The organism is Paenibacillus sp. NPDC057886 (assembly GCF_042796655.1).
Lineage (GTDB): Bacteria > Bacillota > Bacilli > Paenibacillales > Paenibacillaceae > Paenibacillus.
This window is the reverse complement of sequence record NZ_JBHVMZ010000004.1, coordinates 105,623-120,013: the sequence shown is the minus strand read 5'-3', so window position 1 is coordinate 120,013 and position 14,391 is coordinate 105,623. Positions and strand designations below refer to the sequence as shown.

Here is a 14,391-nt window from a genome sequence, read left to right as displayed (position 1 = left end):
GGGGAAATCTATGTCGATGTATTCACAGGTTGAAATTTGCATAAGAGTTGAAAAAGATGAAATAAATGATATAAAAAGTGAGATATCCAAACTTCCTTGCTGCGGTCACGATGACATTAGTCATGTAGATAGTAACACCTTAAGTGCAAAAATAACATTGAACTATGGTATCGATAAATTAACTGAATTTTTATTGTATCTTGAAAAGAAAACAATAGAAGATAATTTTACGTTTGTTGGATACTTCTCATCAGAAGAAAGAAATATTAATAAGACTAATCTATATAGTTTCTATAATCATTTGTATTTAGTTGATTGCGAAAGGATTAACGGTTATGGATATAGTGACACTGAATACAAAATCATGGATCTAAATTATAAGTACAAATCCTATTTTCAGAGTGACTATGAGCAAGAAAAAGACAAACAATTTTTTGTTGAAAAATACATAGAGGATTCTAAGACACTATAAAAGGATTCTTTCATTTTAATAGGGGAGGGAAGCAATGGATTACCTTAAAATCTTATCATCAAAGTACGATATGATAGAGGAATGGACAAGACATGGTGTAACTGTTTTGAAGAGTAGTGACTTATACATTCAACTAATAGAGCCACATCATGGCACAGGTTTTCAATATTGTTTAAGAGCTGAATTTCCAGAGACATTTGATAGATGGAGTGTGGCGCTGCTTGAAGAGGAATTCGTAAACGATGGGGGATTCTTGCAAGTATTAGCGGCAATTGATACTTTTATAAAAGATAAAATAATTATAACTAACGATGTTTTATCAAAAGGCATGAGATTGGAATAAAGAAGTATTTCACAAGGAGATGGGTTAATGCTATGTATCTGGGATAAAAAAGAGAACAAGACCGTACCTATAGATGATTATAATTTATATATAGGTGCAGACGGAAAAGTATATGAATTAGAAGCCGCTGCTATGGGTGGAGATGTTTGGTTATCGCGTGAAGATGCTTCTATTAGATATGAGGTACGATATTGGTTGGATCAGTTGATAAAATAAGTCTTTCAAAAACCTTTACAACAATAAAAATACGAAAAGAGGAATTATAATGAACACTTATAACTTAATTGCTAACGGAGAAGTTGTAGAAACTATCAAAGAAGAAGGACGCTGCAAAGACACTATGGCTTATGTGCTTATGGATAGAGTCTATTCACTAACAAGTCAATTAAAGGAGCAGATCAATGTAATCGTACAAGAAACTGGAAGAGAGCACTATTACAATGTTTAAGCATGGGAGACGCTTTGCAGATGGGACACTATGGGTTATGAATCAGAGCGGAAAATGGATTACCCTTAAAGAAGCAGCACGAATACATAAATATATGTGAACACCTAAAGAGGCGACTAACAATCGTCTCTTTTAAGAATGAAAATATATATTGCAAAATTTATAATATGATGATATAATCCATATATAAGGAAACGGCGTACTCGAAACAGTAACTTCGTATTGTAAATGAAAAAGACTTTTTCTCACGTGAGGTGAAATCATAATGAACATTCCTGTTATAGATATAGAAACTAAGGAAATAAAGATGATAAGCGTAGATGAAGTGCTGTATATCCTAAGATCTGGGATTAACGGTTCAATACAAAAAGTCTCAACAGAAAATGGAGAGTACCGCTTACTTAGTGAAACAGAATTTGTTAAGTATCTAACTGATACAGGACATTTGAAGTTTTCTGATGGTGGGGTTGCGGTAAACCTAAAGAAAGTCAAAAGGATTGATCCAATGAACAGAAAACTTGTGTTCAGCGAAGGGATAGAGGCATCGGTATCTACAGCAAGATTCAAAGAGATTGAAGAAGACATATTGAATCTTACCTAGTTATCTGTAACATGTCGCCGTATAATAGTGTTATAGATTTGCGGCGTCATCGCCGACCACATATGTTCAATTGAAAGGTTTATTTCATTTAGAATTAAGGAGTGGAACAGAAATGAGCGATTACTTTTTAGCAATTATCCAACAAGGAAGATGGTTCGAAGTCAAAAGCGCTTATGGTGGAAAGTATGCTGTGAAAATGAAAGCAAATGCGAATCAAGCAAGTTCCATAGATGCTTTATGGCTTTCAGATTATGATCACGAATCAATGTCAATCGAAGAGTACAGCAAGGACAATTGGAAGTATGAACATGGGACGTTTGTAATTTATGGAGCTGGAGTTTTTAATTTTGGATCTTTTGAAATTGATGAAGAAAACATTTATGACGATGGGTGCAATTTAATTGAATCCAAACTGTATGATGTTATATTGAAAAATGCTCCAGATGGATTTGTGAAGGAAGAGGAATTGAAGGGTGTATGGAGCAAATTAGTTAATGGTGTGAAACTTGATATAGGTGTACTAGAAGTTCAAAATTAAATTTATGATTTAGAACGGGGGACGTTAATTCAATGCTTATGTTTTCTGGTGGTTGGGACATAGTTGGAGCAATTGTTGCAATTGTTGGATTGTTTATAGCGCTAAGAAAGAAACGATATCTTAGTGCTGGAGGATTTGCATTGTGTATTACTATTCTTGTATATATTATGGTTTCATCTCCAGAGCCTTTCAGTATATATTAATTGAAAAAATCAATAGAAGTGAGGTGCAAACAGTGTATGTTCTAATATTAACCCTTGTGATAGTCGTAATCGCTATTCTAGTTGTCACTCCGATGTTTATATTGAATGAACGTTTAATTATGAAGTACAGAAAAAAGAGGGTAAATGAAGCTATTGACGATTACATAAAGAAGAATACCAGTAAGTGAAATAACTATTTTAACTGAACTAGAAGGAGGAATTTAAATGAATCAAGCTGGAATTTATAGTTTAGATGCTTTAAAAGAAATTTCAAAAGTACTAAAAACGAAAGGTGTATCCTTGAGCGGAGATGAAAAATTACTTATTTCTGAAATAATTGGAAAACAGATCGAACAGGCACAAAAAGATGCTCAAATTTTTACTATTAATAGCCAAATTAATCGATTAATTGATCTTAAAGAACGAATGTAGTGTTTATGTAAAATGACTGTTTCACAATATCAAACTAGAAAAGGGGATTTATATGTCTGAAGCACCTTACGGATATCATTTTGTAAATGGAAAATTAGAGACACATCCGTTCGAATCCAAAGTAATTATGTTGACCAATGGACTGTCACAAATGGGACTTGAATCTCGTGATATCCAGTATCTGCTGAAAGAGTTTGGAGTCCCGAAACGTGGAGAAGATTATAGCTATGACATTGATATGAATTTACATAAAATATATGTTGCTGGAGCCAAGACTCTTGTTGAACGAATTCAAGAGAATATCGAAAACGAGATAATTTATTTGCCATTCGACAAAGAGAAGACACAACCAATTGTAACGGCTATCGATCTGTCAGAAATTTTTAATAGATACAGAAATCTAGATGAGACGTTGTGAAATGGCTATTTTAACTGAAAGCTTATACTAACTTATATTGAAAGGTGTGATCATATGTTTCCTTCAAGTCAATATTCAGATGTTATGTGGGAATTGCTAATGTTGAAATTAAAGGAGTTCAAAGAGCAAAAATCAAACAGGAAGAAAATTGCAAAAGAAATATCTATCTTAGTGCTACTTCCATTAGGGATTTTATCAGTAACAGTAATAGTCGTATGGACGCTTATTCACTTCTTACCTATGTATCGAGTCCTAATGATCCTTCTAATTTTTTGCTTATTGTCGACAATCCTTCTATTGCATCTTTGTCAAAGCAAAGCGCGCAAAAATGATCCTAACGCATAAAAATTGTTAGTGAGGAGGGATTTGTTTGTTCTATAGTAAAAAACTCATTAATATTTCCGATCTATTAACCAAGGACAAGAGAGAGCGGAGAAAAAGATTAAAATTTTTATTTAAAATTGTTGGTTTGCCAGCTATTCTTTTTGCACTGATAATTCTTACGCCCTTTGTGATTCCTCTGGACATGATGAGCACAGTAGTCGGAATTACTGGCATTATTCTGTTGGTAGCTATCTACACAATCTTCAAATAGAATTAAGTCAGTAAAAGATGTGTTTCATAATTAATGGAAATTATTTTACCCCATCATAAATGATACAATGAGGTGATAAAGAGAGGTGTGCTTATGGAGCGCTTAAGACGTGTTACTCCAAAATCAGGAGATGATTTTTTTGCCAATATGAATGTGGGAGATAAGTTTTCATATTCGATTTTTTGGGGCTATGTTGTAGATAAAGCCCATAAAGGTGGAGCAGTAATAGATAAATGTGGTTTTGAAATGGGAATTGTAACTGAAAAACACGAAGTAAAAAGTAATGCCTCAACTTTTATAGAAGACAAAGTTAGTGTGCCAGAACATCTGAAAAAGCAGAAGAAGAAATATCTTAAACACGAGCGACCAGATATATTTAAGCAACTACATCCGACCAAAAATCAAAATATTGACATAGATGAATTATCTTTGGGAAGTAACAAGAGGGTTTGGTGGTTATGTGAGAATGATCATGAATGGGACACTACTGTTTCAACTAGAACGCAGATAGGCAAAGGCAACTGCCCATATTGTTGGAGAAGTAGAGAGTTTAGCGGGAATAATTTTACCAAGTCTCATCCAATACTATCGAAATTCTGGGATCGCGACAATAACGGTGATTACAGACCAGAAACATCGACAACTAGAGATGGCATAAGAATAAACTTCACATGTGATAAAGGACATAAGTTTAGTAGAATGCTATACAATAGTTTACCTGATTTGTGTCCAAAGTGTAAAATTCAAGTCAATCGTAAATCAAGAGTACTGAGTAATAAGGATGCAGCTAAAGTAAAACAATTATATAGAGAGGGTATGAAAAAGATCGATATAGCCAAAAAATTGGGAGTTCATTATGGAACTATTAAACAAATAACACTTGGCAATACTTACAAGGATATTGAGTAACTCTTAAAGGAAGGATGTGTGACTATGAAAGATAAGATCAACCTTTACGTAGACGACCTCAGAGACTGTCCAGAAGGCTTTGTGGTAGCTCGTACATACTATGAAGCAATACATATTCTTGAGACCAAAGAGGTGGCTATTCTTACATTAGACCATGATCTAGGTGAGGATGTAGATGGTAAAGAGTTGCCCAATGGATATGAATTGGTGAAGTACTTCTGTGAGCATGGGCTGAAGGCTGATAAGATCTACATACATACTGACAATCCTGTAGGACGACAGAACATGTATGAGACATTGCTAGCAGCTCAGCGGAGAGGGTTCATTAATGAGGATATCGAGATTTATCATTATCCGATAACAGTGAATAGGTATTCGGGCTAACTCAGGATAGGGAGAGGAGTGTTTGTCAATGGGGGAAGATGAAAATCTGGGGTTCCATATTGTCTGTGAAAATTGTAAAAGTGAAGACATTTCATTTAGCTGTAATCCGGGTGAATTTGAAAATGAAGTTTTTATAGAGTGTAAGCAATGTGGTAACAGACAAACAGAATACTGTTAGTTGATCCAAACTTAGTTTATTAAGTGATGCTTGAGTAAGGAGGGGTGAGATATATTAAAAAGACATGCCAGAGTTGTAAAGCGCTACGAGTAGAACATGGAACAGTAAATCCGTATAGTTGCACACTGGGCTATAATGTTAATAGAATAGGCGTTCCTTTGGAGAAATGCCCCAAACCAAAAACCTATTTGATATTGAACGAATTGAGATCGCTCAAAGATAAATATGAATTGGATAAAAGTCAATTAGCAAGCTGGAAGTTCATGTAAAAGGCATGTTTCATTTAGAGGAGGGGGATATTAGCATGGAAAACAATAATGAAGTGATTTTTCAATGTAGAAAATGCGAACACAATCTGTTTGTAGAAGATATAAATTTAAAGTTAATTGACAGAGTGTCGAAGATGGATTGTCCTAATTGTGGGCAAAGGCCCTATGGTAATTGGTTATTAGTTGGTCTAGGAAACTCAGAGGAACAGAGAGAAGACTATAATTGGCAATGAAATGCAAGTTTTACGGAGAAAGAGGAGAGGAGGATAGAGTATCCATTATAGAACGCTTAAATTAAAAATATCTTGTAGTAATTCAGACAGGAACAGACTGCGGTTGTGCAATGAAGAGTCAGCAAAGGTGTGGAATCATTGCATTGAGTTGAATGCAGAGTCCTTCAATAGCAATAAAACAATACTTAAAAAGAATGAGCTATATAGCGGTACGAAGAAATTTATTACTCAGATAATATGCTCTAATAATAAACGAACTGTTTGCAACAGGGTGTATGATGCCTTCAAAGCCATAATGAAAGCAAGGGGCTCAAGAAAAGAGTTGAATTATCCATATAAGAAAAAGAAATATTACCCCACTGAATGGGACAATCAATTTATGAACATTAATTATTTGAAGAATACTATATTATTGACAGCTGTTAGATATGTTGGTGATGATGGGAAAAAGCATAATGGAAAACAGATCAGAATATGGTTTAAGTTTCGTCTTCCCGAAAACATTAAGACATTAAAGTTACTCTATGAACATGGCAACTATTATGCATGCCTATCTTACACTGTTGAAGTTAAAAACCGAGAAGTTTCTTCTGATATCTATTCTGCGATTGATCTTGGAGAGATTCATTCGATAACATCAATTGATAATCATCAGAACCAATTGATAATTACAGGAAGAAAGATTCGCTCCATAAAGCAATTGCGTAATAAAAAACAGGCAGAGCTGCGTTCTAAAATGGATAAATGTGAAAAATTCTCAAGAAGATATTGCAAATTAAGAATTGCTTTATCTAAAATCAAATCTAAGTCGCGAAGACAACTAGACTATCATATTCATAAGCTTACACGCATGTACACTAATTGGGTTATAGAGAAAGGTATCTCTCTAGTATATTGTGGAGATGTGACTGGAATAGGATACAACACTAGCTCTAAAGGAAGTAGCATTACTAGGCAAAAGATAAACCAGTGGGAATATGGAAAGATTATGAGTTTACTTGAATATAAGCTTGAATTAGATGGGATACAGTTCAGGAAGGTAAATGAGGCTTATTCTAGTCAAATTTGTCCAAGCTGTAGTATGAGGAATAAACCTAAGAAGCGAAATTATTCTTGTTTAAATTGTAAAGGTTCATTCCACAGAGATATTGTTGGTGCTTGGAATATACTCAACTTTAATCATAAATTAAATTTCACTCCAAATAAAACATTAAAGTATCTACGGATCTCCTGAAAATGGATTGAATTAGTAGATGGCGACAATTCCGTCCACACTATATGTGTGTTGCTCATATTCACTTATGAGAAACAAGTGAAAACTTGATGAATTGTAGATTTCAAATAGAGACAATATTAAAACCCACCAATTAAATGGCGGGTTTTTTATTGTGTTCAAATAATCCTAGTTCTGATGCTTTAGCCATTAGAGCTGCAAGAGCGTCTCTATTTTGACTCGCATTTAGAGACATCTCAGAACGTCTAGAATCGATCTCTAATGATACATCCTGTATCTTTGATCGAATCAGTTTGATTTGGGCTTCAGACTGCAACATAGCTTGTCTGAGTGCCTTCAAATATTGAATGACATCTTCTGTATTAAAATTAAACTTCGAAACAATATTTTTTGAAATGAGCTTTCTATTTAATTTTTTACTTTTGGCCTCTAGAATCTCTTTTAAGTGTTTGTTTCTAAGAAAAGAATTCCATCTGAAACCACAGGCAGCAGATGTCCGCTCAAGTTTCAAACCAACTTCATCAAATGCTTTCAATTGTGTTTCTCCAGACGATATATAGGTTAATACAATTGTAGTTAAGTAATTGTCATCCTCTTTACTCCAAGCATCTTTTCTTGTCATGAGATCACCCCAGTTAACTTTTAATTACATATATATCCTTATTGTCAATAGATTATACCTTGATTTGGAAATATTTAACCCCCCGACTAATTATTCTTGACTTATGCTTAATGGAACAAACGTTCTCTATTGTTATATGAACTATGAACGATTATAATAATAAATATACAGATTACAAACGAATATGAACTATAAATATAATGAAAATGCGGAGTGTGATATCATGGCAGTGGCTATGGATCGAATTATGAATAAAGAAGTTAAACGACTTGATATGTGGAACGCCAATTTAGGAAGAAATAAAGGTAGTGTACAAAGTGGAGAGAGACCAGTAGTTGTTTTGGGGAATGATAAAGGAAATAAATTTAGTCCAGTAGTTATTGTTGCTCCTGTTACTAGTAAAGTAAAAAAGCCAATGCCCACCCATGTTAGAGTAGAGGCAAATGAAATTGAACTTTATGACGACAGCATTATTCTATTGGAGCAGATAATGACCATCTCTAAAGATCAGTTAGATTTTAAAATTGCTACTCTTCCAGAAAAATTTCAACAGCCAATAAGTAAAGCATTGTCAATATCTTTACAAATGTAAAAGTCTATTTATGTAGTTTAATTAGATCGTTTAAATTGGTAATATTTAACGCTTCACATATAGAAGCTAAATTACTTAAAGGGATTTGTTTGACTTTATTATTACATAAATCATTAATAGTAGAATGTCTAATTCCAGTTAACCTAGACAGCTCTCTTTTAGATATATTTTTTGAAGCAAGAATTTGCTCTAGGGTTATCTCAAACCACCAATTAGTATTAGAACTTGACATGTAAAAAGTCTCCTTTTATAATAATAGAAGTAAGGTGGAACGAAAATCGTTCCAATATTTCCGCATAACAAAAGACTCCCAAACAATGGGAGTATTTCTGAATCTTCATTTTAACATGTTAATTATTGTAGTAACAGAGGGGTTTAGTTTGTATGAAGAGGTATTGCTTAATGAAGTTGGTTAAATATGATTTAATTTCGAAGCTAGAGACGTGGAAGTTTTTAGGTATTGGAACCAACAAGCCTCATGAACTAAACAATTTTATGTTTAACGGTTATAGAATTTATGATAATAAGAACAACTCAATAATAAAAACTAATTTAAATCTAAAACAATGGATTGAAGATAATGAGAAGCCTCAAGTATTATGAGGCTTTTTTGCTGTATAAACGTTTTGCAATAGCAATAAAATTGTAGTAAATTAGTTATCAGAAGTTAAGTAATAGCCTTTTACTGAGATATAATTGTTAAAATATTATGAAGCAATAATAAAGATATATTGTTATCCCTTTAGATAATGTATTATATTTATTCTTTTATGCTATACTTATTCTAAAGGAGAGTGTACATATTTATGAAATTTGAAAGAATTGAAATTGAAAAAAGGATTATAATCTCTTTGAATGGAATTAAGAATTCAAGAAAGTCTTTAAATGAATTAAATATTATATTATCTGAGTACAATGTACCTTTTGGAATTATCGAATCTATAAACTCAAATGCTCATGTTATAACTGAATTAGAGTTACCAGTATTAATCGGAATATCTATTGCACTTTATGATTTAACTAAAGATAACGACTTACATACAGAGTCCTTGTTCGGAGATAGAGAAATAAGAGATGCTTTAGATATTCTAAATAGTACACTTAGTGAAAAAATATATCTTCCATTGCCTTTTAGTGATGTAATAAAAATTAAAGATGATAGTTACGTTACGAAAATTTCAGTTAAGCAATTAGTCAAAATGTTCGAAAGTCAACTGATAATATACGATTACGAAGCACAGCGTGGAGCAAATTATAAGGTGAATAAGTCAGGTGGTATTGTTAAAACCCCAGTTTTGAATAAGGCTAGCGTTAAGCGAATTGCAGGTAAGATGTCTACTAATGATTATTTTGAAGATATGATAACCTTAAACGTTTATTCAACAGAAATTGAGCCCTTAACTTTTCATGAAGAACAGAGAACCTTGATTATCAACAATGGATCTATTATATCAATAGTTGATGGATTTCATCGATTACAAGGAGCAGTTGCAGCTCTTCACTTAAATCCAAATTTAGAATTAGACTTAATATTATCAATTAGATCTTATGATCAGCCAACAGCGCAAAAGTTTTTTGGTCAATTAAACACAATTAATGTTCTCAATAAAGTAAGAAGAAATGAGTTATCTCAAGTCAGAATGTCAGATAAAGTGGTATCAAACTTACAACGTAAATCTGAATTTGGTAAGAGAATTGTATCTTCAACCAAAATAAATGAATTAAATGGAGATTTAACAACTTTTGATATACTTTCTTATGCAATAGATAAACTATTTAAAATAGAGAAACAATTTGATGTGCTTCAAACGACAGATTATTTAGACAACTTCTTTGTTTATCTTCTTGGGATATACTCTGTAGAATTCTCCCAAAGAGCTAAAGAAAGTACAGGTATATTGATAAACCATCCTTTAATGTTTATTGGATACACTGTGATTGCAAAGTATATGCAAGATAATAAAATTGCCTTGAGCGAAATTAAGGATATGATTAATAAAATTGATTTTGAAGACGAAAATTTAAAGTCATTACTTAATGAAAAGGGTATATCTGGAAATTCTAGGATTCGCAATAACATAATCGAATATTTTGAATCTGTAATTAGAGGTGTAAAATAAAATGAATAAAATATATGATGACGAATTTTTCAATCCGCTACAGAAAGAAAGGTATTTAAAAGATCAGACAGAGTCAACTAAGAGAGCATACAAAAGAATATTGCTAAGAGCTTCGAAAATCGAGAATAAGCTAGGTAAAGATCTTTATGATTTTAATTTAAGTGAGATTGGTCAACTACTTTATATTTTAAAAGCTACAAAACTTAGCACTGTTATGCACTCTGGGAATATAATTCAGAATTATATTAGATGGGCAATTGCACAAGATCTGCGAGTGGATAATATAAATCCGTTAGATGCTGTTGCTTCAGGTGAATATTATAAGCAATTCTTAGATACCAGTGAACCAAATATTTTCCACCACAATCGTATTATGAAATGGGTGAAAAATTGTATTAACCATCAAGATAAGTTGGCTATCTTGGGGATATTTGAAGGGATCTACGGAAGACAGTATAGCGAACTGCTAACACTTAAAATGAACAGAGTTAGAGAGATAAGTGAAAGTCCCCCATCATACGAGGCAGATCTAGTGAATGAGACCATTAATGGTAATGAAATAAGAACAATACCTATATCAAATGAGCTATATAATATAATGAGAACTGCAAACAATGAAGAGGTCAATTATAAAAACAATGGTGATGAGTTTGAAGGAATGAGGAATAATAAGAACTATTTGACCAAAACAGATTATGTGGTTCGTGCTGCTGAAGACTCGCGAACAAGAGTACAGGGAAATACTCCAGCAGCCCCAGCTTTAATTAATCGAAGAATAAAGAAGATCGCTGAAATATATCAAGTTCCAACTCTTACTCCAACTAATATTCGAAATAGTGGGATGCTATATATGGCCCACAACTTACTCGAAGAGAGAAACAAGTTGGAGAAAGAGGAGTATGCTTTAGTATGTGAAAGGTATAATGTTGGACGTACAAAGAATGGTGATTATGTTTATGGTAGATTAAAAGCAGACTTTTTAAATATTGAAAATATACAAGCAATTTATGGAGAAGAATAAAGGATATCTTTATTCTTCTTTTTTTTAATAAAATGATTGACGAAGGTATTTTTACATGGTATATTAGGTTTATCAAATACATATATTCATTCTTAAAGAGCGGAGAGATTAGAAAATGAAAAGCGATCTAATGTATGCCCTGATGTCGTTTTTGGATGGAATAACAATTTTTATGTTTGCCTTCGGTTGTTTTAAAGTAAGTTTTAAAGATTATTGGAAAGAAATCTTAGTAAGCAATGTGTTAATTTCAGTAGGTACATTTTTGATGAGATCTAACGATGCAATTTCGGGGGTCATTCCATTAATATGTTTCGTATTATTGGCAGTACTGTTGACATTTTATTTTAGGATTAGACCGGGGAGTAGTATTAAATTAGCAATCTATGGATTTGGAGCTCAATTCATATCACAGATATCTGTAGCAATATTAATGATGTTTGCTTCTGGATTAAGTTATTCAGTAACACTAAGTAGTTTCGGTTTTTATATTCAGATCATTGGAGATTCAATGTTGATAGTACTAACTATAGTATTGCAAAGAAGAAGAATTTGGTACACTACGATGCCCTATGATTACACTTTCAGAATTAAAATTAACAAAACAAACGTGATTAGTATCGTCATTGGATTATTGGCAATCGTTTTACTATACAATGTAAAACAAATTGAAAATGTATATCTTGGTTTGTTGTTTTGGATGGTCTGCTTAATAAATATTATCTTTATAGATGTCGTTAAAGAAAAGAGTGAATCAATATGATCGATAAATATGTAAATGATCTTTCTCAATCACTAGTTACTCGATATCCTGAAGAGTTGCCACCATATGGAATCACTAGATACGGTCTTAAGTTCATAATTACCAATATTTTACCTATCACGCTATTGTTGCTTGTCGGTTTAATGCTAAACAACTATAATAATGTTTTAATAAGTATTTTGTCGTTCTCACTTCTCAGAATGACATCTGGCGGATATCACAGTAAATATCCAGAAATATGCATGATTTATTCAACAACAATTATACTTTCTATAGCTTCATTAGGTAGTCACTTTGAAGGTTTTGAATGGATCATTTCTGGTATAGCTTTAATTTTAGTTACGAAATTTGCACCATCAAATATTGATAACCAAACTAAGATTCTTAAAAAGTATTTTAAGTACTTAAAGTACATATCAATTCTAACAGTGATTGTTGGGTCGTTATTTCAGAATCCGATAGTTAGTTGTTCAATGTTAGCACAAAGCCTCCTTTTAATTCGCCTGAAGGGAGGTGAAAAAAATGATTAAAATGAACTTTATGAAATTTGCAATGACAGCACTTGGTTTTATGTTGACTGCAATTACTATTGCTGGTGTAAATACAGCTAGTTGGACGCTGATCCACAGCGAGCCAGTGCCAGAAGAAATGAAATAATAATATTGCCTCTCATTGCTGTAAATGATGGGGGGCAGATTTTTAAAAACGAGGTGTAAGAAAATGAAGGAAATTATAGTGCAAAGGAAAGAGGGAAAAAAAATAAGTGACGAAGCTGAATGGTTGCCGTTAGCAGATATAAAATCAACCAGTAGATGGCAGTTTGGTGCTAAACATGTGTTTAAAACGGTATTCCATACTGCCGACAAAAATGAATATGTATATTGTACAAGTAACGATGCTATTATGCATTTATTACATAAGGATAATGGATTAATTGTTGTTGATCGTGGAAGAATGGGGAATTTACATCATGCTGAAGCTATTGACTATGAAAAAGGGAAAATGTTCTTTGATGTAAAATCAGATGATTACATAGAAATAATTGGAGAAGCCAGAAAGAGTGCAGTGAAAGAGTATTTCCAAAAATTATTTGGTAAAAAATAGTAAGAACAGAATAGCGAAGAGAATAAAAATAAGTAAAAAAAAGCTATTATTATATTTTGTATTTGTTCTTTGACGTAAGGTCTTTATGATGTATAATGAAATGAGAACATAGGTTCTGGTTAAGATATATTCGACACACATCGACATTATGATGGGTTACTTTCCAATATTATCTACTTGTCAAGCATTTTTAGTAGGGGGGTTAAAGTGTTTGTCAAGTGCTAAAAGATGGATTAAAATATGAGTTAAGGAAGTTAACTACAAAGTGATAACATGAGAGGAAATGGGTATATGAAAAATAGCATTGATATCAGTAGTAAGTCCATTGGACTTTTAACAATAGCCGAATTCTTTTTCCCAGATTGCTTGAATAACGAAGATTTTGTCAGTAAGTGTAGTGGTATGAATGGATATCAAATCAATGAATATCTGGATAGTTACAGAGTCTCAATGATCTCTGAAACACGATTTGATTCATGCAGCGAGTTTGTTAATACATATAGAGACGATGAAACTTCTGCATTGGAGAGGTTGTTTCAAGAGAAAATAAACAGGACTAAGCTGGAGACATTGAGATGTAAAAAACCAGAAACTATCTATGAACTTCATGTTCAAGATCCTACTGTGCCATTCAATCATTTTACAGGATATTTCATGTAGCCGGATTTCCCGGCAACAACTAAAGAATAAAAATACATATTTACAATTTAAACATCTTGGATTATACTGAGCAAGTAAGCCAAACAAGTTAATCAAATAATAGTTTCATCAAGAAATTGGATTTGGAAAGTGAAGTATACAAGAGCATATGAAAGAATGACGGAGATTAAAATAACACGCTTTGCGTGATTATATAAATACATCATTCAGGAGGCGTGACTATGAGAAATAGAGCATCACCAGTAAAGAATGAGA

22 protein-coding genes are annotated in these 14,391 nt (G+C 32.7%); 20 read left to right on the top strand and 2 right to left on the bottom strand.

Features of this window, described 5'->3' with window-relative positions; genetic code table 11:
• Positions 1–10: 10 nt before the first annotated feature.
• The 12 genes from ACFVQB_RS14695 to ACFVQB_RS14640 all read left to right on the top strand — a co-directional run bounded on the left by ACFVQB_RS14695 (position 11) and on the right by ACFVQB_RS14640 (position 7,257).
• Positions 11–472: a hypothetical protein gene (locus tag ACFVQB_RS14695; protein ID WP_379440252.1), complete on the top strand. Its 462-nt coding sequence runs from the start codon at positions 11–13 to the stop codon at positions 470–472.
• 34 nt (positions 473–506) lie between these two features.
• Positions 507–815 (top strand): hypothetical protein, encoded by a 309-nt coding sequence (locus ACFVQB_RS14690; RefSeq protein ID WP_379440250.1) that lies wholly within the window; start codon positions 507–509, stop codon positions 813–815.
• 27 nt (positions 816–842) lie between these two features.
• Positions 843–1,031 (top strand): hypothetical protein, encoded by a 189-nt coding sequence (locus ACFVQB_RS14685; protein WP_379440247.1) that lies wholly within the window; start codon positions 843–845, stop codon positions 1,029–1,031.
• Between the two features lie 49 nt (positions 1,032–1,080).
• Entirely contained in the window at positions 1,081–1,263 is a 183-nt protein-coding gene (locus tag ACFVQB_RS14680; RefSeq protein WP_379440245.1) for a hypothetical protein, read from the top strand.
• Positions 1,264–1,528: 265 nt separating this feature from the next.
• The gene (locus ACFVQB_RS14675) at positions 1,529–1,864 is read left to right on the top strand and encodes a LytTR family transcriptional regulator DNA-binding domain-containing protein (protein WP_379440242.1); all 336 of its coding nucleotides are present in this window, start codon (positions 1,529–1,531) and stop codon (positions 1,862–1,864) included.
• 112 nt (positions 1,865–1,976) lie between these two features.
• Positions 1,977–2,402, top strand: a complete 426-nt coding sequence (locus ACFVQB_RS14670) for a hypothetical protein (protein WP_379440239.1) — start codon at positions 1,977–1,979, stop codon at positions 2,400–2,402.
• A 428-nt stretch (positions 2,403–2,830) separates the two neighbouring features.
• Positions 2,831–3,037, top strand: a complete 207-nt coding sequence (locus ACFVQB_RS14665) for a hypothetical protein (protein WP_379440237.1) — start codon at positions 2,831–2,833, stop codon at positions 3,035–3,037.
• 52 nt (positions 3,038–3,089) lie between these two features.
• Positions 3,090–3,455 (top strand): hypothetical protein, encoded by a 366-nt coding sequence (locus ACFVQB_RS14660; protein WP_379440235.1) that lies wholly within the window; start codon positions 3,090–3,092, stop codon positions 3,453–3,455.
• A gap of 688 nt (positions 3,456–4,143) precedes the next feature.
• Positions 4,144–4,959: a zinc-ribbon domain-containing protein gene (locus ACFVQB_RS14655; RefSeq protein WP_379440233.1), complete on the top strand. Its 816-nt coding sequence runs from the start codon at positions 4,144–4,146 to the stop codon at positions 4,957–4,959.
• A gap of 24 nt (positions 4,960–4,983) precedes the next feature.
• Positions 4,984–5,343 carry a cyclic-phosphate processing receiver domain-containing protein gene (locus tag ACFVQB_RS14650; RefSeq protein WP_379440230.1) on the top strand — a complete coding sequence of 120 codons (360 nt, stop codon included), beginning with the start codon at positions 4,984–4,986 and terminating at the stop codon, positions 5,341–5,343.
• 482 nt (positions 5,344–5,825) lie between these two features.
• A complete protein-coding gene (locus ACFVQB_RS14645; RefSeq protein WP_379440227.1) occupies positions 5,826–6,023 on the top strand; it encodes a hypothetical protein in 198 nt (65 codons plus the stop codon).
• Positions 6,024–6,063: 40 nt separating this feature from the next.
• Positions 6,064–7,257: an RNA-guided endonuclease InsQ/TnpB family protein gene (locus ACFVQB_RS14640; protein ID WP_379441366.1), complete on the top strand. Its 1,194-nt coding sequence runs from the start codon at positions 6,064–6,066 to the stop codon at positions 7,255–7,257.
• 133 nt (positions 7,258–7,390) lie between these two features.
• Here ACFVQB_RS14640 and ACFVQB_RS14635 read toward each other — a convergent pair whose 3' ends face one another.
• Positions 7,391–7,879: a hypothetical protein gene (locus ACFVQB_RS14635; RefSeq protein WP_379440225.1), complete on the bottom strand. Its 489-nt coding sequence runs from the start codon at positions 7,877–7,879 to the stop codon at positions 7,391–7,393.
• A gap of 223 nt (positions 7,880–8,102) precedes the next feature.
• Between ACFVQB_RS14635 and ACFVQB_RS14630 the strand changes: the two genes are divergently transcribed.
• Positions 8,103–8,471: a type II toxin-antitoxin system PemK/MazF family toxin gene (locus tag ACFVQB_RS14630; RefSeq protein WP_379440223.1), complete on the top strand. Its 369-nt coding sequence runs from the start codon at positions 8,103–8,105 to the stop codon at positions 8,469–8,471.
• Positions 8,472–8,475: 4 nt separating this feature from the next.
• On the opposite strand, the gene ACFVQB_RS14625 is transcribed toward ACFVQB_RS14630, so the two are convergent.
• The gene (locus tag ACFVQB_RS14625) at positions 8,476–8,703 is read right to left on the bottom strand and encodes a helix-turn-helix domain-containing protein (protein ID WP_379440220.1); all 228 of its coding nucleotides are present in this window, start codon (positions 8,701–8,703) and stop codon (positions 8,476–8,478) included.
• Positions 8,704–9,277: 574 nt separating this feature from the next.
• Here ACFVQB_RS14625 and ACFVQB_RS14620 point away from each other — a divergent pair.
• From ACFVQB_RS14620 to ACFVQB_RS14590, 7 genes are all read left to right on the top strand, one after another.
• Positions 9,278–10,591, top strand: a complete 1,314-nt coding sequence (locus ACFVQB_RS14620; protein WP_379440218.1) for a DNA sulfur modification protein DndB — start codon at positions 9,278–9,280, stop codon at positions 10,589–10,591.
• A gap of 1 nt (position 10,592) precedes the next feature.
• Positions 10,593–11,612 (top strand): phage lytic cycle repressor MrpR family protein, encoded by a 1,020-nt coding sequence (locus tag ACFVQB_RS14615; RefSeq protein ID WP_379440215.1) that lies wholly within the window; start codon positions 10,593–10,595, stop codon positions 11,610–11,612.
• A gap of 115 nt (positions 11,613–11,727) precedes the next feature.
• Positions 11,728–12,372 carry a hypothetical protein gene (locus ACFVQB_RS14610; RefSeq protein WP_379440213.1) on the top strand — a complete coding sequence of 215 codons (645 nt, stop codon included), beginning with the start codon at positions 11,728–11,730 and terminating at the stop codon, positions 12,370–12,372.
• Positions 12,369–12,902 carry an accessory gene regulator B family protein gene (locus tag ACFVQB_RS14605; protein ID WP_379440210.1) on the top strand — a complete coding sequence of 178 codons (534 nt, stop codon included), beginning with the start codon at positions 12,369–12,371 and terminating at the stop codon, positions 12,900–12,902. Before ACFVQB_RS14610 ends, ACFVQB_RS14605 begins: the two co-directional genes overlap by 4 nt.
• Positions 12,895–13,029, top strand: a complete 135-nt coding sequence (locus ACFVQB_RS14600; RefSeq protein ID WP_379440207.1) for a cyclic lactone autoinducer peptide — start codon at positions 12,895–12,897, stop codon at positions 13,027–13,029. The genes ACFVQB_RS14605 and ACFVQB_RS14600 overlap by 8 nt, the downstream gene beginning before the upstream one ends.
• Positions 13,030–13,092: 63 nt before the next feature.
• Entirely contained in the window at positions 13,093–13,476 is a 384-nt protein-coding gene (locus ACFVQB_RS14595; RefSeq protein WP_379440204.1) for a hypothetical protein, read from the top strand.
• 291 nt (positions 13,477–13,767) lie between these two features.
• Positions 13,768–14,136 (top strand): hypothetical protein, encoded by a 369-nt coding sequence (locus ACFVQB_RS14590; RefSeq protein WP_379440201.1) that lies wholly within the window; start codon positions 13,768–13,770, stop codon positions 14,134–14,136.
• Positions 14,137–14,391: the final 255 nt, after the last annotated feature.